This is a genomic window from Pseudomonas sp. NPDC089569, from assembly GCF_050280625.1.
Taxonomy (GTDB): Bacteria; Pseudomonadota; Gammaproteobacteria; order Pseudomonadales; family Pseudomonadaceae; genus Aquipseudomonas.
Genome location: NZ_JBNNVQ010000003.1, coordinates 153,499 through 172,383, shown reverse-complemented (window position 1 = coordinate 172,383; position 18,885 = coordinate 153,499). Strand labels below are relative to the sequence as shown.

At 59.0% G+C, this 18,885-nt stretch carries 17 protein-coding genes; 2 read left to right on the top strand and 15 right to left on the bottom strand.

The features are described from left to right. Nucleotides 1–63: 63 nt before the first annotated feature. From pgi to dksA, 11 genes are all read right to left on the bottom strand, one after another. Nucleotides 64–1,728: a glucose-6-phosphate isomerase gene (gene pgi / locus ACQKP2_RS03125; RefSeq protein ID WP_427574281.1), complete on the bottom strand. Its 1,665-nt coding sequence runs from the start codon at nt 1,726–1,728 to the stop codon at nt 64–66. A gap of 223 nt (nt 1,729–1,951) precedes the next feature. Next, nucleotides 1,952–2,332, bottom strand: a complete 381-nt coding sequence (gene panD, locus ACQKP2_RS03120; RefSeq protein WP_003228271.1) for an aspartate 1-decarboxylase — start codon at nt 2,330–2,332, stop codon at nt 1,952–1,954. A gap of 160 nt (nt 2,333–2,492) precedes the next feature. Then, a complete protein-coding gene (panC, locus tag ACQKP2_RS03115; RefSeq protein ID WP_427574279.1) occupies nt 2,493–3,353 on the bottom strand; it encodes a pantoate--beta-alanine ligase in 861 nt (286 codons plus the stop codon). Then, nucleotides 3,350–4,150, bottom strand: coding sequence for a 3-methyl-2-oxobutanoate hydroxymethyltransferase (gene panB, locus ACQKP2_RS03110; RefSeq protein ID WP_427574277.1), 801 nt, complete (start codon nt 4,148–4,150; stop codon nt 3,350–3,352). The genes panC and panB overlap by 4 nt, the downstream gene beginning before the upstream one ends. 364 nt (nt 4,151–4,514) lie before the next feature. Next, nucleotides 4,515–5,000 (bottom strand): 2-amino-4-hydroxy-6-hydroxymethyldihydropteridine diphosphokinase, encoded by a 486-nt coding sequence (folK, locus tag ACQKP2_RS03105; RefSeq protein WP_427574276.1) that lies wholly within the window; start codon nt 4,998–5,000, stop codon nt 4,515–4,517. Nucleotides 5,001–5,003: 3 nt separating this feature from the next. Continuing rightward, nucleotides 5,004–6,404: a polynucleotide adenylyltransferase PcnB gene (locus ACQKP2_RS03100; protein WP_427574274.1), complete on the bottom strand. Its 1,401-nt coding sequence runs from the start codon at nt 6,402–6,404 to the stop codon at nt 5,004–5,006. A gap of 766 nt (nt 6,405–7,170) precedes the next feature. Beyond that, the gene (locus tag ACQKP2_RS03095) at nt 7,171–8,610 is read right to left on the bottom strand and encodes a sigma-54-dependent transcriptional regulator (protein ID WP_427574272.1); all 1,440 of its coding nucleotides are present in this window, start codon (nt 8,608–8,610) and stop codon (nt 7,171–7,173) included. A 22-nt stretch (nt 8,611–8,632) separates the two neighbouring features. Beyond that, entirely contained in the window at nt 8,633–11,587 is a 2,955-nt protein-coding gene (locus ACQKP2_RS03090; RefSeq protein WP_427574270.1) for a sensor histidine kinase, read from the bottom strand. Beyond that, nucleotides 11,571–11,747, bottom strand: a complete 177-nt coding sequence (locus tag ACQKP2_RS03085) for a hypothetical protein (RefSeq protein ID WP_003176118.1) — start codon at nt 11,745–11,747, stop codon at nt 11,571–11,573. The genes ACQKP2_RS03090 and ACQKP2_RS03085 overlap by 17 nt, the downstream gene beginning before the upstream one ends. Nucleotides 11,748–11,824: 77 nt before the next feature. After that, the gene (gene gluQRS / locus ACQKP2_RS03080) at nt 11,825–12,721 is read right to left on the bottom strand and encodes a tRNA glutamyl-Q(34) synthetase GluQRS (RefSeq protein ID WP_427574269.1); all 897 of its coding nucleotides are present in this window, start codon (nt 12,719–12,721) and stop codon (nt 11,825–11,827) included. A 77-nt stretch (nt 12,722–12,798) separates the two neighbouring features. Next, nucleotides 12,799–13,242 (bottom strand): RNA polymerase-binding protein DksA, encoded by a 444-nt coding sequence (dksA, locus tag ACQKP2_RS03075; RefSeq protein ID WP_046815673.1) that lies wholly within the window; start codon nt 13,240–13,242, stop codon nt 12,799–12,801. A 333-nt stretch (nt 13,243–13,575) separates the two neighbouring features. Between dksA and ACQKP2_RS03070 the strand changes: the two genes are divergently transcribed. After that, the gene (locus ACQKP2_RS03070) at nt 13,576–14,748 is read left to right on the top strand and encodes a pyridoxal phosphate-dependent aminotransferase (RefSeq protein ID WP_427574267.1); all 1,173 of its coding nucleotides are present in this window, start codon (nt 13,576–13,578) and stop codon (nt 14,746–14,748) included. Next, a complete protein-coding gene (sfsA, locus tag ACQKP2_RS03065; protein WP_427574266.1) occupies nt 14,748–15,461 on the top strand; it encodes a DNA/RNA nuclease SfsA in 714 nt (237 codons plus the stop codon). The genes ACQKP2_RS03070 and sfsA overlap by 1 nt, the downstream gene beginning before the upstream one ends. Here the strand turns inward: sfsA and ACQKP2_RS03060 are convergent. From ACQKP2_RS03060 to ACQKP2_RS03045, 4 genes are all read right to left on the bottom strand, one after another. Next, complete coding sequence (locus ACQKP2_RS03060; RefSeq protein WP_427574265.1) at nt 15,458–15,775, bottom strand: Rieske (2Fe-2S) protein; 318 nt, start codon at nt 15,773–15,775, stop codon at nt 15,458–15,460. The two genes, sfsA and ACQKP2_RS03060, sit on opposite strands and share 4 nt — an antisense overlap. Before the next feature lie 506 nt (nt 15,776–16,281). Then, nucleotides 16,282–16,554, bottom strand: a complete 273-nt coding sequence (locus ACQKP2_RS03055; protein WP_427574263.1) for a TfoX/Sxy family protein — start codon at nt 16,552–16,554, stop codon at nt 16,282–16,284. Nucleotides 16,555–16,797: 243 nt separating this feature from the next. Continuing rightward, nucleotides 16,798–17,142, bottom strand: coding sequence for a pentapeptide repeat-containing protein (locus tag ACQKP2_RS03050; protein ID WP_427574261.1), 345 nt, complete (start codon nt 17,140–17,142; stop codon nt 16,798–16,800). A 90-nt stretch (nt 17,143–17,232) separates the two neighbouring features. Beyond that, complete coding sequence (locus ACQKP2_RS03045; protein WP_427574259.1) at nt 17,233–18,789, bottom strand: AAA family ATPase; 1,557 nt, start codon at nt 18,787–18,789, stop codon at nt 17,233–17,235. Nucleotides 18,790–18,885 lie beyond the last annotated feature (96 nt).

Sequence of the window (18,885 nt, the reverse complement as noted above, 5' to 3'; positions counted from 1 at the left end):
TTGACTGACAAACCGCAATCGCGAGCAGGCTCGCTCCCACAGGGATAGCAATGTGGCCTTAGATCACCCGCGGTGACGACCACGGAAGTAGTTGATCAGCCCCTGGGTCGAGGCGTCTTCGGCGGGTGCTTCCTCGCTGCCGACCAGGCGGTTGTAAACGCCTTTGCCCAGTTCCTTGCCCAGCTCCACGCCCCACTGATCGAAGGCGTTGATGCCCCAGATCACGCTTTGCACGAAGACCTTGTGCTCGTACATCGCCACCAGCGCGCCCAGGCGGCGCGGGCTGATGCGCTCGACCACCAGGGTGTTGCTCGGGCGGTTGCCCGGAATGACCTTGTGCGGCGCGAGCCTGTGCACTTCGGCTTCACTCAGGCCTTTGTCGCGCAATTCGGCCTCGGCTTCGGCCAGGGTCTTGCCGAGCATCAGTGCCTGGCTTTGCGACAGGCAGTTGGCGTACAGCCACTGGTGGTGGTCGGCGACCGGGTTGAAGCTGACGATCGGCACGATGAAGTCCGCCGGAATCAGTTGGGTGCCCTGGTGCAGCAACTGGTGGTAGGCGTGCTGGCCGTTGCAGCCGACGCCACCCCAGATGACCGGGCCGGTGTCGGTGGAGACGGCCGTGCCGTCCTGACGCACGCTCTTGCCGTTGGACTCCATGTCCAGCTGCTGCAAGTGCTTGGTGATGTTACGCAGGTAATGGTCGTACGGCAGGATCGCGTGGCTCTGCGCGCCCCAGAAGTTGCCGTACCAGACACCGAGCAAGGCCAGCAGCACCGGCATGTTCTGTTCGAACGGCGCGCTCTGGAAGTGCTGGTCCATGGTGTAGGCGCCGGACAACAGCTCCTTGAAGTTGGACATGCCGATGGCCAGGGCGATGGGCAGGCCGATGGCCGACCACAGCGAGTAACGCCCGCCCACCCAGTCCCACATCGGGAAGATGTTTTCTTCGCGGATACCGAACGCCACGGCCGCGGCGTTGTTGCTCGACACCGCGATGAAGTGACGATGCAGTTCGGCTTCCGAGCCGCCCTGGGCCAGGTACCAGGCCCGTGCAGCCTGGGCGTTTTTCAGGGTTTCGAGGGTGTTGAAGGATTTCGACGAGACGATGAACAGCGTGGTCTCGGCCCGCAGCTTCATGGCCAGCTCGTGAAACTCGCTACCGTCGATGTTCGCCAGATAATGGCAACGCACGCCTTTCTGGGCGTAGGACAGCAGCGCTTCGGAAACCAGCTCGGGGCCCAGGAACGAGCCACCGATGCCGATGTTCACCACGTCGGTGATCGGCTTTTCGGTATAACCGCGCCACAGACCATCGTGGATACGGCCAACGAGGTCGGTGATCTGGTTCAGGACTTTGTGGACTTCCGGCATCACGTTGACGCCGTTGACCGACAGTTTGTCGCCGACCGGGCGGCGCAGAGCCGTGTGCAGGGCCGGGCGACCTTCGGAGGCGTTGACGATTTCGCCGTCGAACAGCGACTTGATCGCGCCCTTGAGGTCGACTTCGTTGGCCAGGCCCACCAGCAGATCGCGGGTCTGGGCGTTGATCAGGTTTTTCGAGTAGTCGAGAAACAGGCCGCAGCTGCTGAGGGTGAATTGGGCAAAGCGCTGCGGGTCGGCATTGAAGGCCTCGCGCATGCTGAAATCCTGCATGGCTTGGCGGTGGTCATTCAACGCTTGCCAGGCGGGCAGAGCGGTAACGTCGTGAGGGGTACGGTAATACGCCATCGCTTCGGGTTTCCTTTTTACTTGAACGGCCTTTTGAACACTGAAATTCCCGGAGCGCTACGGGTAGGCGTCCGGTCAACTGCGTCGACACGAATTCATGGCGCAGGGCGAATACAGTAAACCCCGCGCAATGTTCTGTCTTGAGTTTGTCTGACCTGTCTCCAGTACTTTTTTACATCCAAACCGCGAACAGTCCGACAAACGGAGGCGAGACAGGTGTTTATCAGGCGACCTGGACCGGAATGGCATTGCTGGTGTGGCTCAGTTCGTTGCCCGGTGCCATGTAAAGCATACGTGGCTTGAAGTTGAGCAGTTCGGCTTCGCTGTAATGCGCGTAAGCACAGATGATCACGCGATCGCCGACCTTGGCCTTGTGCGCGGCGGCACCGTTGACCGAAATCATGCGCGAACCTTCTTCGCCACGAATGGCGTAGGTGGTGAAGCGTTCACCGTTGTCGACGTTGTAGATCTGGATCTGTTCGTACTCGCGGATGCCGGACAAATCCAGCCATTCGCCGTCAATGGCACAAGAACCTTCGTAATCGAGTACAGCGTGGGTGACTTCGGCGCGATGCAACTTGGCTTTGAGCATGATGGCGTGCATGAGTGTTTCCCAGGTTGAAATCGAATGGCGGGCAGGTTGCCCGTGGTGCATACGCTTGTGGGAGCGAGCCTGCTCGCGATAGCAGACTGTCAGCCAACAAAAATGTTGACTGACATTCCCTCATCGCGAGCAGGCTCGCTCCTACAGGTTTTGGTGGTGTTTAGACCGGTGTATCGAGATTCAGATGCAGGTTGTCGATCAACCGCGTGGTGCCAAGGAAGGCGGCCACCAGGATCACCAGGTCCCGGTCTTGCGCCGTCGCCGGACGCAAGGTCAGGGCATGGCGAATTTCCAGGTAGTCCGGGCGCAGGCCTGCCGATTCCAGTTGCTGCAACTGCGCGCGGATCAGCGCCGGGAAATCACGCTCTCCTTGCCTGATCGACTCGGCGATTTCGCTCAGTGTGCGATACACCACCGGCGCCACGGCGCGCTGCTCCTGGCTGAGAAAGCCGTTGCGCGATGAAAGCGCCAGGCCATCGGCCGCGCGAACAGTCGGTTCACCAATGATCTGGATCGGCATGTTCAGGTCGTGAACCAGAGCACGAATCACGGCCAGTTGCTGGAAGTCTTTCTGACCGAAAATCGCCAGATCCGGCTGGACCATGTTGAACAGCTTGCTGACCACCGTCGCGACGCCTTCGAAATGTCCCGGGCGGCTGGCGCCGCACAGTCCCTCGGACAGTTGCGGAACGCTGACGCGGGTCTGTCCGGCCATGCCGTCGGGGTACATCTCTTCAACGGTTGGCGCGAACAACAGGTCGCAACCGGCCTCCAGCAATTTTTCCTGATCGGCTGCAAGGGTTCGCGGGTACTTGTCGAGATCTTCGTTGGCACCGAACTGCAACGGATTGACGAAGATGCTCGCGACCACGAAATCCACCCGTTGGGTGGCTTTGGTGATCAGCGCGACATGGCCGCTGTGCAAATTGCCCATGGTCGGCACGAAGCCGATGCGTTTGCCTTCATTGCGGGCACGGGCGACGGCGGCCCGCAGTTCGCGTACGGTTTTTACGGTGTTCATGCAGAGAATCCGTGTTCGATGCCAGGGAAGGTCGCCGCTTTGACTTCAGTGACGTAGGCGCTCAGGGCACCATGGATGCTCTCTTGGCCGGCCATGAAGTTTTTTACGAATTTTGGCACGCGACCGGAAATGGACAGCCCCAGCATGTCGTGCATGACCAGTACCTGGCCATCGGTGCGATGACCGGCGCCGATGCCGATCACCGGAATCCTCACCGCCTGGGTGATCTCCTCGGCCAATTCGGTCGGCACGCATTCGAGCAGCAGCATGGCCGCGCCGGCCTGCTCCAGCGAAATCGCATCGGCGCGCATCTGCCGTGCCTGGTTTTCATTGCGCCCCTGGACTTTGTAACCACCGAGCATGTTCACCGATTGCGGTGTCAGGCCAAGGTGCGCACAGACCGGGATGCCGCGCTCGGCGAGCAGACGGATCGATTCGGCCAGCCACAACGCACCTTCGATCTTGACCATGTGGGCACCGGCCTGCATCAACAGGGCGCTGTTGGTCATAGCTTGTTCGGTGGTGGCGTAAGCCATGAATGGCAGGTCGGCGAGAATCAGGGCATCGGTATTACCACGCTTGACGGCAGCCACGTGGTAGGCCATTTCGGCGGTGGTGACCGGCAGGGTGCTGTCGTGACCTTGCAGAACCATGCCGAGGGAGTCGCCCACCAGCAGCACTTCGACGCCAGCCTGATTGCAGGCGTGGGCGAAGGTCGCGTCATAGCAGGTCAGCATGGTGATTTTTTCACCTTTCTGCTTGAGGCTCTGGAGCGTGGTCAGGGTGATGGCTGGCATGTCAAAAAATCCTCGTTCAGGCGCCATGGAAACTACTGCGAGTAACGCGCGTGATTCGTCATCTACTCAGGCGCACGGTCTTTTGTCGTGCTTATAAGGCCTGGATTGCGCCCTTGTGTGCCGTAATGACGGCAGCGGGACGCCTATAGTCGTGAGGAGAACTCGGGAAGTCAATCAAGTGTGTTACCGCATTGTTACGGGGCCGGTGTTACCGGGGTAACTGATGCGTTTCAGCAATTTCTGTAGGAGAAGTCGCAAATCAATGTGGGAGCGAGCCTGCTCGCGATGGCGGTGTGTCAGTCCATATCAATATTGAATGTACTGCCGCGTTCGCGAGCAGGCTCGCTCCCACAAGGGAATCGCGTCAATTTGGGGGCAGGCGCTCCAGCCCGACGAACGGGCACGCCTTGAGCAATTCTTCCAGTGAACGGCCGTCGGCCAGACGCAGGTTCGCCGGGGCCAGTTCCGCCAATGGGTACAGGACGAAAGCGCGTTCCTGCATGTGATAGTGCGGAACCTTGAGGCGGGGTTCGTCGATCAGTCTGTCGCCGAACAGCAGGATATCGAGATCCAGTGTGCGCGGTCCCCAGCGCTCCAGGCGCTCGCGACCCTGGTCGTTTTCGATGGTTTGCAGCGCATCGAGCAAGTCCAGTGGCGCGAGTGTGCTGTCCAGGGCCGCAACGGCGTTGGTGTAACGCGGTTGGCCGGGCAGTAGCGAGTCGCTTTGATAAAACGAAGAAACTGCAACCAGTTCGGATCGAGGCAGTTGTGCCAGGGCGGCAACGGCGTTGTGCAACTGTTCGGCGGGAGCCGCCAGATTGCTGCCCATGCCGATGTAGATGCGCTCCATGGATTACTCGCCTGTACCGCTCGAAACGCCCGCGTCTCGCTTGCGCTTGGAACTGCCGCTGCGGCGACGTTTGCGTGGCGCACCGGTGCCTTCGTCCTTGCCACTGAGGTCGCGGATCATGTCGCGACGTTCACTGTCGTTGGCATCCTGGTAATCGGTCCACCATTCGCCAAGGCCATCGGTCTGCTCGCCGGCGCTCTCACGCAGCAGCAGGAAGTCGTAACCGGCGCGGAACCGAGGATTGTCCAGCAGCAGGTCGGCACGTTTGCCGCTGCGCCGTGGCAAGCGCTCCTGCATGTCCCAGATCTCGCGAATCGGCATGGTAAAGCGCTTTGGAATTGCAATGCGCTGGCATTGTTCAGCGATCAGCTCATGTGCGGCTTCCTGCATCGCAGGAATCGGTGGCATGCCTCGTTCCTGCAGGCGCAGCACGCGAGCGGGCAGGGCAGGCCACAGCAGGGCGGCAAACAGGAATGCCGGCGTCACGGGCTTGTTCTGTTTGATCCGCAGGTCAGTGTTGATCAAGGCTTCGCTGATCAATGTATGGGTGTAGGTCGGGTTGTATTCCAGCGCCTCGGCACTGGCCGGGAACAATGGATCGAACAATTGCAGGTCGACCAGCATCTCGAAAGTGATCGCGGCATGTCCCGAGAGGAATAGCTTGAGCACTTCTTCGAACAGGCGGGCTGCGGGAATCTCGCGCAGCAAGGGTGCCAGGTCGCGAATAGGCAGGGCGCTGTGTTTTTCGATGCCGAAATCCAGCTTCGCCGCAAAGCGTACGGCCCGCAACATGCGCACCGGGTCTTCCTGATAGCGTTGTTTCGGGTCACCGATCAGACGGATCAAATGATTGCGGATGTCGTGGACGCCGTTGGCGTAGTCGAGGATGCGCTCGCTGACCGGATCGTAATAAAGGGCGTTGATGGTGAAGTCGCGACGTTGCGCATCTTCCTCAAGGGTGCCGTAGACGTTATCGCGCAAAATGCGCCCGCTCTCGTTGCGAGAAGACTGGTTGCTGTCTTCCTCTTCTTCGTTTTGCGGGTGATTGGCGCGGAAGGTCGCGACTTCGATGATCTCGCGACCAAAGTGAATGTGCACCAGTTTGAAGCGGCGACCAATGATCCGCGCGTTGCGGAATTCGGCCCTGATTTGTTCAGGGGTGGCGCTGGTGGCGACGTCGAAGTCTTTGGGTGTGATGCCCAGCAGCATGTCGCGCACGCAGCCGCCGACCAGATAGGCCTGGTAACCGGCGCCCTGCAGGCGTTCGACGATGTTGACCGCGTAGCGGCTGAATTGCGCCTTTTGCAGCGAATGCTGGCCGCTGTTGAGCACTTCAGGCGTGCTGCGAATGTGTTGCGTACGACGCAGGGGAGTACGGAATGACTGGAACAGCTTCTTCAGCATGGGATGCACTGTTTGAAGGAATGTTCGGCCAACACGAAGAATGACCGCATGATGGGCGGGGATTCTAGCATTTAGTCAGGGGATGGTGTAGGACGCTGTAGGAGCGAGCATGCTCGCGATGGAGGTGAACGTTTACGCGGTAATTAGCGGTGCCTGTAGTTTTCTTCGCGAGCGTGCTCGCTCCTACACGGGATCGCAGAAACTACAAGGGGAGCCGAAGCTCCCCAAGAAGTAGTTGCATGCTCTATTTTTGTTATTGGTTTCGGGCTTCTTGTTTTTGTTGAGCGCCCTTGTCATGAAGCTTTCCTTCATGACCCTCCCAATCGGGAGCCAAGAGCAAACGGATTGCTTTGGTCGCTGTGTTGCAGTGATCTCGCGATCCAACCAGTACAGGCTCTGTCTTAAGACAGTTTTTTGTTGTTCTCGGCCTGGTCGTGGGGCAAGCCCCAAATACAACGCCTCTCCAAAACAATCAGTTAGCTGCGCCTCTCGCCGTCTTGTTTTTATTTTGCGTGAGTCGATACGTCTTATTTTTATTGTCTTGTGCATTGCTTGTTATTGTTCTTGTACCAAACATATAGCAGGGTGCGTGCCAACTTTTGCAAAGCCCAGTAAAACAAGGGGTTAGGTGCATGGTCAGGCAATTTGGGGGCGAAAAAAAGCCGGGGTTTCGTTACCGTAAGCCCCGGCTTCTGTTACGTGAAAAATCTGAGGTAACAGTTTTTTCACAATGTCACGTGTTACCCACATTTCAGACAGGCATGGTTCAGCTCTCGCTGGCGACCCCGCTCTTGCGACGTGGAATGCCCAGGCGCTGACGGCGCTCCCACAGGCATTTGCGGCTGACTCCGAGTTTGCGGGCCAGTTCGGTTTCGGTCATGTGGTCCTGATGCTCGAGCACGAAATGCTGGAAGTAGTCTTCCAGTGACAGGTCTTCAGTCGGTTCGTGGTTGTTGTTACTGGCGCTGCTGGTGCCCTGCTGTGGGGGCAAGCCGATGAATTCGTCATCTTCCAGGTCGCCCAGCTCGATATCGATACCCAGCAGTTCCGCGGAAATTTCCGGGCTCTCACACAGGATCACGGCACGCTCGACAGCGTTTTCCAGCTCACGAACGTTACCCGGCCAGGAGTAGTGACGAATGGCTTGTTCTGCATCCGGGGCGAATTTCAGATCGGTACGATTGATCCGCGCGCTTTGACGTGCAAGGAACGCGTTGGCGATTTCGTTGACGTCAGCGCCACGCTCGCGCAGGGCCGGCAACTTCAGGGCAATCACGTGAAGGCGATAGTACAAGTCTTCACGGAACTGGCCGATCTTTGCCAGGTTCTTGAGATCCCGGTGTGTCGCGGCAATCAGGCGCACATCGACTTTCTGCGATTGAACCGAGCCGACGCGACGAATTTCACCTTCCTGCAGTACCCGCAGCAGTCGTGCCTGGGCTTCGAGTGGCAGTTCGCCGATTTCATCGAGGAACAGGGTGCCACCATCCGCGGCTTCCACCAGGCCGGCGCGCCCGGCGCTTGCACCGGTAAACGCGCCTTTCTCGTGGCCGAACAGCTCGGACTCGATCAGGCTTTCCGGAATGGCCGCGCAGTTCACCGAGATCATCGGCGCCTTGGCGCGTCGGGACAGGTTGTGCAGTGCGCGTGCCACCAATTCCTTGCCTGTGCCGGACTCGCCCTGGATCAATACGTTGGAGTCGGTCGGCGCAACCTTGCGGATCTTGCCGTACAGGTCTTGCATCGGTGGGCACGAGCCGATGATGCCGATCTCGCCATTGCTGTTGTCGTTACCCGCTTTAGCCCCGCCGTTGGCGACCTTGCCGGTCGCCGGTTCGGCACCGGCCTGTACCGATTGGCGGTCGCGCAGGATCCGCGCAACGGCCTGGAGCATTTCGTCGTGATCGAAAGGCTTGGCGATGTAGTCCACCGCGCCCATCTTCATCGAGTCCACGGCGGAGCGCAGGCTGGCGTAGCTGGTCATGATCAGCACCGGAGTGCCCTGGCCGAGCTTGATCAATTCCGTGCCGGGTGCGCCGGGCAGACGCAGGTCACTGACGATCAGGTCAAAGGTGTGAATGGTGAAGCGTTCTTGTGCTTCCTGCACTGAGCCGGCTTCGCTGACCTGGTACTGATTGCGTTCCAGGAGGCGGCGCAGGGCCGAGCGGATAATGGTTTCGTCTTCGACGATCAAAATGTGAGGCATTGATTCGATACTCTCGACGGTCTCAGTTCACAGCGGACGTCGCTTCGACATGACGCGGTAAAGTCACCCGGATACGGGTGCCGCGTTGGCTCTGAACATCAGCCGGGCTGTCGATGGTGATTTGTCCATAATGCTCTTCAACGATGGAATAGACCAGTGCAAGGCCCAGACCGGTACCTTCACCTGGGTCCTTGGTGGTGAAGAAGGGTTCGAACAATCGGTCCATGATGCTCGATGGAATGCCGCTGCCTTCGTCTTCCACGATCAGGTCGACCGTGTGTTCGCCGGCTTCGCTCTTGACGCGTACCGCACTGCCCGGAGGTGATGCATCGCGGGCGTTCGAGAGCAGGTTGATCAAAACCTGGGCGAGTCGTTGTGGATCGCCTTCGACCCAGTGTTCGGGGTCGCACAGGTTGTAGAACTGCACTTCGAAATTGCGCCGGTTCAGTGCCAGCAGTCCGATAGCGTCCTGGGCAACTTCTGCCAGGCACACGGGCTCGTCACTGTGCTGGTGGCTGCCGGCGTGGGCAAAGCTCATCAGCGACTGCACGATGCGCGATACCCGTTTGGTCTGTTCGAGGATCTGGCCGCTGATTTCCGTGAGTTCGCCGTCTTCTTCCCGCTCTTCGCGCAGATTCTGCGCCAGACAAGCGATACCGGTGATCGGGTTGCCGATTTCGTGTGCCACACCGGCCGCCAGGCGACCAATGCTGGCCAGGCGTTCGGAATGCACCAGCTTGTCTTCGAGCATCTGGGTTTCGGTCAGGTCTTCCACGAGCAGTACGAGGCCGCTATTGCCCGGTGCAAGCGGTTCGTCGATCGCCGCTTTATGCAGGTTCAGCCAACGGGTCTGGCCGTCGAGCGTCAGGTGTTGCTTGTGCAAGTGCTCGTCCGGGACATTGATGAAGCCTTGCAGCAGTTCCTTCCAGGGGTCGGCAATGGTACTCAGGCGTGAGCCAACGACTCGCTGTGCGGCGATTCCGGTCAGTTCCTCCATGGCTTTGTTCCACATGAGGATTTCCTGGTCCTTGGCCAGTGAGCAAACGCCCATCGGCAGTTCCTGCAGGGTCTGGCGGTGGTAGCGGCGCAGGGCATCGAGTTCGGCGGCCAGGCCGGTCAGGCGCGAATGGTAGTCTTCGAGGCGGCTTTCGATGAAGTGGATGTCCTCGGTGACATAGTTTTCGCCACCGGCCTTATAAGGCAGGAATGTCTCGACCATGTCCTGGGCCACGCTGGGGCCCATCAGGCCGGAGAGGTTGGCTTCGATACGGTCGCGCAAGCGACGCAAAGCGTAGGGGCGGCGCTCGTCGAATGGCAGATAGAGATCGCGCAGGGCCTGTTCGACTTCCTTCTGTGCAGCCTTGGCCCCCAGCGGTTTGGCCAGCTGCGTGGCGAACTCCTGAGGAGAAGCTGCGTGCAGCTCGCGGCGTTGCGGACGGCGCACGTTATCCACGGCGCAGGCTTCGGCGGCGCTGGCCTCTTCGGTGCTGGCGTTGGTGAACAGTGAAATCAGGGTGAATGTCAGTACGTTGGCCGCCAGCGAGGCGATCGCCGCCATGTGCCAGCTGGTGTCGTCCAGCACGTAGATCATGTTCAGCAGCGGAATGTAGAAACCCTGCAAATTGCCGACCAGTGGCAGCAGCATGGTGACCAGCCATACCAGGATCCCTGCCAGCAAGCCGGCGATGAAACCGCGGCGATTGGCGGTCGGCCAGTACAGGACCGACAAGACACCCGGCAGGAATTGCAGGGTCGCAACAAACGCGACGATGCCGAGGTTGGCCAGATCCTGTTCTGCGCCCAGCAACAGGTAAAAACCGTAGCCGGCCATGATGATCGCGACGATCAGCGCTCGGCGGGTCCACTTCAGCCAGCGATAGATATTGCCTTCCGCCGGTGGCTGGTAGAGCGGTAGAACCAGGTGGTTCAGGGCCATTCCCGACAACGCGAGGGTAGTGACAATGATCAGGCCGCTGGCGGCAGACAGGCCACCGACGTAAGCCAGTAGCGCCAGGGCCTGGCTGTTGGCGGCGATGCCGATGCCGAGTGTGAAATATTCCGGGTTGGTCGTGGCGCCGAGTTTCAGCCCCGCCCAGAGAATCAGCGGTACCGCCAGGCTCATCAGCAGCAGGAACAGGGGCAAGCCCCAGCTGGCGCTGACCAGGGAGCGCGGATTGAGGTTTTCCGTGAAGGTCATGTGATACATGTGCGGCATCACGATTGCCGAGGCGAAAAACACCAGCAGTAGCGTGCGCCACGGGCCTTCCTGCAGCGGCGTATGCAGCGCGGCGAGGGCCGTCTGGTTTTGCAGAAGCCACAATTCCAGTTGTTGCGGGCCATCGAAAACGCCATACAGGGCGTACAGGCCGACGCTGCCGATGGCGATCAGCTTGATCACCGACTCGAAAGCAATCGCGAACACCAGCCCTTCATGCTTTTCACGGGTGGCGATGTGCCGGGAGCCGAAGAAAATGGTGAACAGCGTAATCAGGGCACAGAAACTCAAGGCTACGCGATGCTGTACCGGCTCGCGGGTAAGGATGCCAATGGAGTCGGCCACCGCCTGAATCTGCAACGCCAGCAGCGGCAGTACCCCGACCAGCATGAAAATGGTGGTCAGCGCCCCGGCCCAGGTACTGCGGAAACGAAAGGCGAAAAGATCCGCCAGGGACGACAATTGATAGGTGCGCGTGATCTTGAGGATCGGATACAACAACACCGGTGCCAGCAAGAATGCCCCGGATACCCCAAGGTAGCTGGACAGGAAGCCGTAGCCATATTGATACGCCAGGCCCACGGTGCCGTAGAACGCCCAGGCGCTGGCATAGACGCCCAGCGACAGGGTGTAGGTGAGCGGGTGGCGAATGATCGCCCGGGGAATCATGCCCCGTTCGCTGACCCAGGCCACACCGAACAGCACCGCCAGGTACGCGGCACTGATCAGGATCATCTGGGTCAGGCTAAAGCTCATCGGCATCTTTTTGGCTCTGCAGGATGAAGGTCACGACAATCAGGATCAGCCAGAGCAGATAAGGGCGATACCAGGCGCCAGTGGCGTCGATCCACCAATCCATGATGGCTGGGGAGAACAGATATATCCCCACTACCAGGAGCAGGACCAAGCGATAGATGTACATCCCGGCCTCTCTTCTTTATGCGCGTGCCCGAAAACGTGCGGCGATGGTAACGGATGGGCGCGCCACTGCAAGCACCATCACTGCAGTTGCGCCTCGGGCAGGCTCAGTGTTCGCGGGATCAGGCTCGCATCCCAGTGGACGATGCCCCAGTCCAGAACTTCCCGGGGCGTGGCGTCATTGAGTTCCGCACCGTGAGTCTGCCCCAGCGCACGCAAGGCTCGCAGCAATAACGGTGTGGCCTGTCCCTCGGTCAACGGAGGTGAACGGTAGGATTTGCCAAGTTTGTTGCCATCAGGCTGGGTAATCAATGGAATGTGCAAGTAGCGTGGCTGTCGCAGGCCCAGCAGCTCTTGCAGGTAGAGCTGGCGTGGCGTGGAGTCCAGCAGGTCGGCGCCACGCACGACATCGGTAATGCCTTGCCAGGCATCGTCGAGCACCACCGCCAATTGATAGGCGTAGAGTCCGTCGCGGCGGCGTATCACGAAATCACCGACTTCCCGGCCCAGATGTTGGCGATACTGGCCTTGAACACGGTCGGTGAAGTGATATTCCACTTCGGGAACCCGCAGGCGAATCGCAGCGTTCTCAGTGCCATGCCCGAGATTGCGGCACAGCCCCGGATAAATGCCGTGATACGGTTCCAATTGTTTGCGCGAGCAGGTGCAGGCGTAAGCCAGCCCTTGATTGAACAGGCGGTTGAGCACCTCGGCGTAGGCGTCGTGACGGTCGCTCTGGCGAACCATTTCGCCATCCCACTCGAAACCGTAGCTTTCCAGGGCCTTGAGGATCGCCGCCTGGGCGCCGGGTACTTCACGGGGTGGATCAAGGTCCTCCATTCGCATCAGCCAGCGCCCACCCGCCGAGCGCGCGTCGAGGTACGAGGCCAGTGCGGCAACCAGCGAGCCGAAATGCAGATGGCCACTGGGTGTGGGGGCGAAACGTCCGATGTAGGACGAGGAGGGAATGGCGGTCATGAATGCATTTAAAGTCAAAAAAACATCAGAAACAAAAACGGAGCGTTCGCACGCTCCGTTCTTCGTTCAAGTCGCAATTATTTGCCGACTTGCTTTTCCTTGATTTCCGCCAGGGTCTTGCAGTCGATGCACAGATCCGCAGTAGGGCGCGCTTCAAGGCGCTTGACGCCGATCTCGATGCCGCAGGATTCACACCAGCCGTACTCTTCGTCTTCGATCAACTGAAGCGTCTTGTCGATCTTCTTGATCAACTTGCGTTCACGATCGCGAGCACGCAGTTCGAGGGCGAATTCTTCTTCCTGGCTGGCACGGTCTGCCGGGTCGGGGAAGTTGGCCGCTTCGTCCTTCATGTGATCCACGGTCTTGTCGACACCTTCCATCAGCTCTTTTTTCCACTGATTCAGAACCTTGGTGAAGTGCTTGCGCATGGGCTCGCCCATGTACTCTTCGCCTGCTTTCTGAACATAGGGCTCAAAGCCGCTGATTGTCTGATTCGCTTGTTGCTTTGCTTGGGTGGACATGAAATAGACCGCCTCTACTCTTGTAATCCATCTGCGCAGGATTATTCCATCACCGACGCCCGCCGGCCCTGCGGCTGCAAGCGGGCGAACTTACCAGATCAATTCAGGCCGCGCTACTCCCTGATGTCGAGGTCGCGGACTGGGGCGCTTGCAAATGATGGCAAAGCGCTGACCGGTGGCTCTGGAACCCTGCTCAATTAATGATTTTAGTCAAACCTGCAGCACTCGCTTGAGTCGTTGGTGACAGGTATCTCAAGGTTTCTGACCGCTTTGGGTTCTCGCTCGTTCCTGCGCTTGGGTAGAATCGACTTTTTACCCGTTGAAGGAAGGCCAATGGCTCAGTCCTACAGTGCCCGCAGTCGCGCAATCGAACCTTTCCATGTCATGGCGTTGCTGGCGCGGGCCAATGAATTGCAAGCCGCCGGTCACGATGTGATCCACCTGGAGATCGGCGAGCCGGACTTCACGACGGCCGAGCCGATCATCCGCGCCGGCCAGGCGGCACTCGAGGCGGGAAGAACGCGTTACACCGCTGCGCGTGGTATTCCCGAGTTGCGTGAGGCTATTTCCGGTTTTTACCAGCAGCGCTATGGCTTGAACGTCGACCCGCGGCGCATTCTCATCACGCCCGGTGGTTCCGGTGCATTGTTGCTGGCCAGCGCCTTGCTGGTCGATCCGGGCAAACACTGGTTGCTGGCGGACCCTGGCTACCCGTGCAACCGACATTTCCTGCGGCTGGTGGAAGGTGCCGCGCAGCTGGTTCCCGTGGGTCCAGATGTGCGGTATCAGTTGACGCCGGATCTGATCGAGTGGCACTGGGACCACGACAGCGTAGGTGCGTTGGTGGCATCGCCGGCCAATCCGACCGGAACGATCCTCACGCGTGACGAACTGGCGGGGTTGTCCGCTGCGGTCAAGCAGCGTCATGGTCATCTGGTGGTCGATGAGATTTATCACGGCCTGACCTACGGCACAGACGCGGCCAGCGTGCTGGAAGTCGATGACAGCGCTTTTGTGCTCAACAGTTTCTCGAAGTATTTCGGGATGACCGGCTGGAGGCTCGGTTGGCTCGTGGCGCCCGAAGCGGCGGTCGGGGATCTGGAAAAACTGGCGCAAAACCTTTACATCAGTGCTCCAAGCGTGGCGCAGCACGCTGCGCTGGCCTGTTTCGAGCCGTCGACCATCAGCATTCTGGAGGAGCGTCGGGCCGAATTCGGTCGTCGTCGGGATTTCCTTCTGCCGGCTTTGCGCGAACTGGGCTTCGGAATCGCCGTGGAACCCGAGGGCGCGTTCTACTTGTATGCCGATATCAGCAAGTTCGGCGGCGATGCCTTCTCGTTCTGCCAGCATTTCCTTGAAAAGGAGCATATCGCCTTTACACCAGGGCTGGACTTCGGGCGCTATCAGGCCGGGCATCACGTGCGTTTTGCCTACACGCAAAGCCTGGAGCGCTTGCAGGAAGCGGTAGAGCGTATCGCGCGCGGATTGAAGAGCTGGCAAGGCTGATGCGGTTCGATCCACCTCTCGAAGAGGGACGCCTGATTCGCCGCTACAAGCGTTTTCTTGCGGATATCGAAACCACTGACGGCCAGTTGCTGACCATTCACTGCCCCAATACCGGCTCGATGCTCAATTGCCAGGTCGAAGGCGGGCAGGTGTGGTTCAGTCGTTCCAATGACCCCAAGCGCAAGTTGCCGGGTACATGGGAAATCGGCGAGACGCCACATGGTCGACTTTTCTGCGTGAATACCGGGCGGGCCAACGCGTTGATTGAAGAGGCGCTGCTGGCGGGAGTCATTACCGAGCTCAACGGCTTTACCGCATTCAAGCGTGAAGTGGCCTACGGTCAGGAAAACAGCCGGATCGATTTTCGACTCGATTACCCTGACGGGCCGGCCTATGTGGAAGTCAAAAGTGTCACCCTGGGGTTCGACGGTACCACGGTGGCGGCGTTTCCCGATGCGGTGACCCAGCGCGGAGCCAAGCATTTGCGCGAGTTGGCGCATCTGGCTCGGAGCGGGGTTCGTGCGGTGCAATTGTATTGTGTGAACCTGACCGGCATCGACGCCGTGCGCCCGGCCGAAGAAATTGATTCGGCCTACGCACAGGCCTTGCGCGAGGCGGTGGCGTGCGGGGTGCAAGTGCTGGCCTATGGCGTGCGCTTGACTCACGAAGAAGTGGTGGTGGACCGACGTCTGGAAGTGTTGCTCGGTAGCTAGATATTGATCCAGATGCCTTGTGCGTCTTCACGGCACTCGACTGGCGTCAGCGATTGCCCGGCGCAAGGGCCGGCAACACATTCTCCGTTTTCGATCAAAAACAGTGCGCCGTGACTGGCGCACTGGATTAGGCTATTGCTGGAGTCAAGAAACTGGTCGGGCGTCCATTCAAGCCCGACACCACGGTGCGGGCAGCGATTGATATAGACGTATACCAGGCCGCTGCGGCGTACGGCGAAAAGCTTTTCACCTTCGAGAACAAAACCTCGGCTGGAGGCGTCCTCCAGTTCACTGGTCATGCAAAGAAACTTCATACGTATCCTTCGATGCCGAAAGGGGGGGGCTGCGCTGCTCAATGAATTCGAGCGTTTAGCCTGGGCTCCTTGAGTAACTTGTCTGGTGTTTTCCAGGGGTACAAGAAGCTGGGCGCCCAGCAGATGGCCCCAAGAATATAGGTTTCTCATGAGGTTTAGGCATCTGTGCCGACTTTGCAATGAGCCGCTGTCCGTTCACCGGGCCAAGATTGGAAGTCATTCGGCAAATCACTTTTCCACAGGCAAAAAAAGACCCGGCAGAGCCGGGTCAAATAACCGTGATTAGCCTGATGAGGAGATAATCTGAGAGTCCGAACCAAGGGCTTTTCAGAATATCGACCGGTCTCGCGACCAGTTGTGATAATCATATCGATTCTCATTAACAAGTCAACAGCGGATTTCTCATTGAGTCCTTCAGTGTCGTACGTCCGTGCTAAGTCCTTGTAATCGTTGAGTATCGGCCTGTCGTTTTTAGTGTGTGCCGGTGATTTGCCCTGGGTGCGCTTTCAATTTTTATGGCGTGAAGAGATGGCTTCCAGCTGTTTGTTCAGTGCTTCCTTGCGTTCGGCGGGTATGTCGTTCCAGTGCACATCCATCAGGGCGCCTTCGATTGCATACAACAACACCTTCGATGCCCGAAACCCGCGCGTGCGCACGGCCCGATAGGCGTCCACCGCCCCCAGGCGACGCAAGTCCGAGGCGCTGTGAATGCCTGCAGCGTGCAGCCACTGCGCCGACGTCTTGCCAAGATTCTTCAGGTGTTGCAGTTCATCATTCATCAAGCCTCCTTGCGATGGCCGAATGGTGCGTGGGCAAGCTCCTCAGGAGTGTAGCCATCAGTAGGAAAAGCGTGATTGTTTGGTCGCTTTTGGCGCAAATGCTTCTAAGGAGCCAGCGCTGCGGGGGAAGTGAATATCGGTGAAATGTGCAGGAAACGGGAGGTATTGGCTGAAAATTCGACCGAATCAGCCCACAGTCCAGTGCAAGGCGAGGGCACTGGACCTGTCAGTGACGGGGACTGTTCAGCGAGTGCGATAGCGTAGCCGGGTTCCGAAATTCATGGACATCAGAATTTCGTCCGCACTCAGTTCTGCCGGAAAGTAGGCGCCGGAAATCTGCGCATGGGCCAGGCTCGCGCCTTCAAGCGAAGCCTTGCGAAAGTCAATGCCGCGCAAATCGGCAGAGCGGAAGTAGGCATCCGTAAAGTCGATGCCGTCAGCGTTCAGCTCGCGCAAATCCAGGCCCCGGAAGTCGCCACCGACCATGTCGATTGGCCCGTCCTTGGGGCGTTCCTTATTGAAACCTGTGATGTCGTCCTTGTGCAGCAAGGCATAAAGCGGGGTGTCGAGAAGTTTCGGCTGGCTCATGTCGCATCACCTGTTGGTTTTATGACGCCAGTATAATGCCACTATTTGGCGACCGTGAAGCCGGCGAAGGCTTCACGGCTGAAATAGTTTTCAGAGGCCTGGCAGGCGCTGGCGAATTTGCGCCACAACCGTGTCGAGAGTCCCGCTTTCATTGGTCTGGACGCGTTTGCTGCAGAGGATCTCCGCCGGCGTCAAAGCTTCACGACTCGATTGTTGGGCTTCGATAACCGCGAGCGTGGCGTCGGACGGATCGGTTTTGTCCGCCTGGCGCAGGGCCAGCCAGTTTTCAATCACGGCTTGCGGTGCATTGCAGTCCAGGATCAGGAACGGTGTACCTGTGGACTCGGCGATTTTTGCCGCGCTATCGCGTTGGTCACGCTTGAGGTAAGTGGCGTCGATCACTACCGGGAAACCGGCGTGCAGGATCACGGCCGCAACTTCATGCAGACGCTTATAGGTGGCGGTACTGGCATCGGCACTATAGATGCCGGCCTGTACATCGTTTGTGACCGTTTGTTCGCCAAACAGGCGTTTGCGTTCAACGTCGGAACGCAGGCGAATGGCGCCCAATGCTTCCACCAGGCGCATCGCAACGTGGCTTTTTCCAACCGCGGAAACACCATGGGTGATGGCCATGAAGCGAGAAGGGATGGTGCTATAGCTTTCCGCCAGGTTGGCGTAGGTGCGGTACTGCCGCAGAGTGGTGGCGCGCTGCACCGGGGTGGCATCGGCCGGCATGCTGAACAGGCTGACTTTGGCGCGAACCAGAGCGCGATAGGCCTTATAGAAGTTGAGCAGCTCCAGTCCCTGATAGTCGCCGGTCAACTCCAGGTACTGGCTGAGGAAGCGACGAGCCAGGCATTTCAAGCCGCGATCTTCCAGGTCCATCGCCAGGAACGCGGTGTCGGCATACACATCGGTGAAGCGGAACGGTTCGTTGAATTCGATGCAGTCGAAAATCACCACCTTGCCGTCAATCACTGTGGCGTTGCCCAAATGGATGTCACCATGGCATTCACGGATGAAACCGTCGGTCTTGCGCTGGGTGAGCACGGGCTTGAGGCGGTCGAAGCTGCTTTCGGCCCAGGCTTGCAGGGCTTCGAGTTGCAGCAGGTCAGCCTTCTCGCTGAGGAACGGGCGGATTTGTTCGAAGTTCTGCCGCACTGGCGCCATGATGCTGTCCGGGGTGCCAGCCTCGTGCTCGGAGGGAACTTTCGGGGCGCTGAGGTGGAATCGGGCAATTTGTGCGGCCATTGCGTCGATGTGCGTGGTGGTCAGCTCGCCATTGGCTTGCAGGGTGCTGAGCAGGCCGTCTTGCGGGAATTGACGCATTTTCAGCACGTATTCAATAGCCGGGCCTTCGCCACCCAGTTGTGGATGCTCCAGGCTGCCGGTGATCGGCAACACATCCAGGTACAGATCATCGGTCAGGCGTTGGTTCAGGCGCAGCTCTTCGCCGCAGAAGTGTTGGCGCGCTTCAAGGCTGGTGAAGTCGAGGAAGCCGAAATTGACGGGCTTCTTCACTTTATAAGCATACGAACCGGTGAGCAGCACCCAGGAAATGTGGGTTTCGATGAGCTGAAAACCCTCTACAGGATGCGGGTAGAGGGCCGGGTTTTGCAGGGCGGCGATCAGGGACTGGCTCACAGGGCGATCCTTTGGAGTCTGGAAAATTCAGGTCGTCATTATGGCGGCTAGCCAGCTCAACGCAATCTCGGAGGCCTCCTGTTGAGTATGAATAAA

Excerpts from the sequence above, each read along its gene's own strand:
- panC (WP_427574279.1), bottom strand. The coding sequence starts at position 3,353 with ATGAACACCGTAAAAACCGTACGCGAACTGCGGGCCGCCGTCGCCCGT.
- gluQRS (WP_427574269.1), bottom strand. The coding sequence starts at position 12,721 with ATGACCGCCATTCCCTCCTCGTCCTACATCGGACGTTTCGCCCCCACA.
- folK (WP_427574276.1), bottom strand. The coding sequence starts at position 5,000 with ATGGAGCGCATCTACATCGGCATGGGCAGCAATCTGGCGGCTCCCGCC.
- panD (WP_003228271.1), bottom strand. The coding sequence starts at position 2,332 with ATGCACGCCATCATGCTCAAAGCCAAGTTGCATCGCGCCGAAGTCACC.
- ACQKP2_RS03100 (WP_427574274.1), bottom strand. The coding sequence starts at position 6,404 with ATGCTGAAGAAGCTGTTCCAGTCATTCCGTACTCCCCTGCGTCGTACG.
- ACQKP2_RS03050 (WP_427574261.1), bottom strand. The coding sequence starts at position 17,142 with ATGAGCCAGCCGAAACTTCTCGACACCCCGCTTTATGCCTTGCTGCAC.
- dksA (WP_046815673.1), bottom strand. The coding sequence starts at position 13,242 with ATGTCCACCCAAGCAAAGCAACAAGCGAATCAGACAATCAGCGGCTTT.
- sfsA (WP_427574266.1), top strand. The coding sequence starts at position 14,748 with ATGCGGTTCGATCCACCTCTCGAAGAGGGACGCCTGATTCGCCGCTAC.
- ACQKP2_RS03085 (WP_003176118.1), bottom strand. The coding sequence starts at position 11,747 with ATGTACATCTATCGCTTGGTCCTGCTCCTGGTAGTGGGGATATATCTG.
- ACQKP2_RS03055 (WP_427574263.1), bottom strand. The coding sequence starts at position 16,554 with ATGAATGATGAACTGCAACACCTGAAGAATCTTGGCAAGACGTCGGCG.
- panB (WP_427574277.1), bottom strand. The coding sequence starts at position 4,150 with ATGCCAGCCATCACCCTGACCACGCTCCAGAGCCTCAAGCAGAAAGGT.
- ACQKP2_RS03060 (WP_427574265.1), bottom strand. The coding sequence starts at position 15,775 with ATGAAGTTTCTTTGCATGACCAGTGAACTGGAGGACGCCTCCAGCCGA.
- ACQKP2_RS03090 (WP_427574270.1), bottom strand. The coding sequence starts at position 11,587 with ATGCCGATGAGCTTTAGCCTGACCCAGATGATCCTGATCAGTGCCGCG.
- pgi (WP_427574281.1), bottom strand. The coding sequence starts at position 1,728 with ATGGCGTATTACCGTACCCCTCACGACGTTACCGCTCTGCCCGCCTGG.
- ACQKP2_RS03070 (WP_427574267.1), top strand. The coding sequence starts at position 13,576 with ATGGCTCAGTCCTACAGTGCCCGCAGTCGCGCAATCGAACCTTTCCAT.
- ACQKP2_RS03095 (WP_427574272.1), bottom strand. The coding sequence starts at position 8,610 with ATGCCTCACATTTTGATCGTCGAAGACGAAACCATTATCCGCTCGGCC.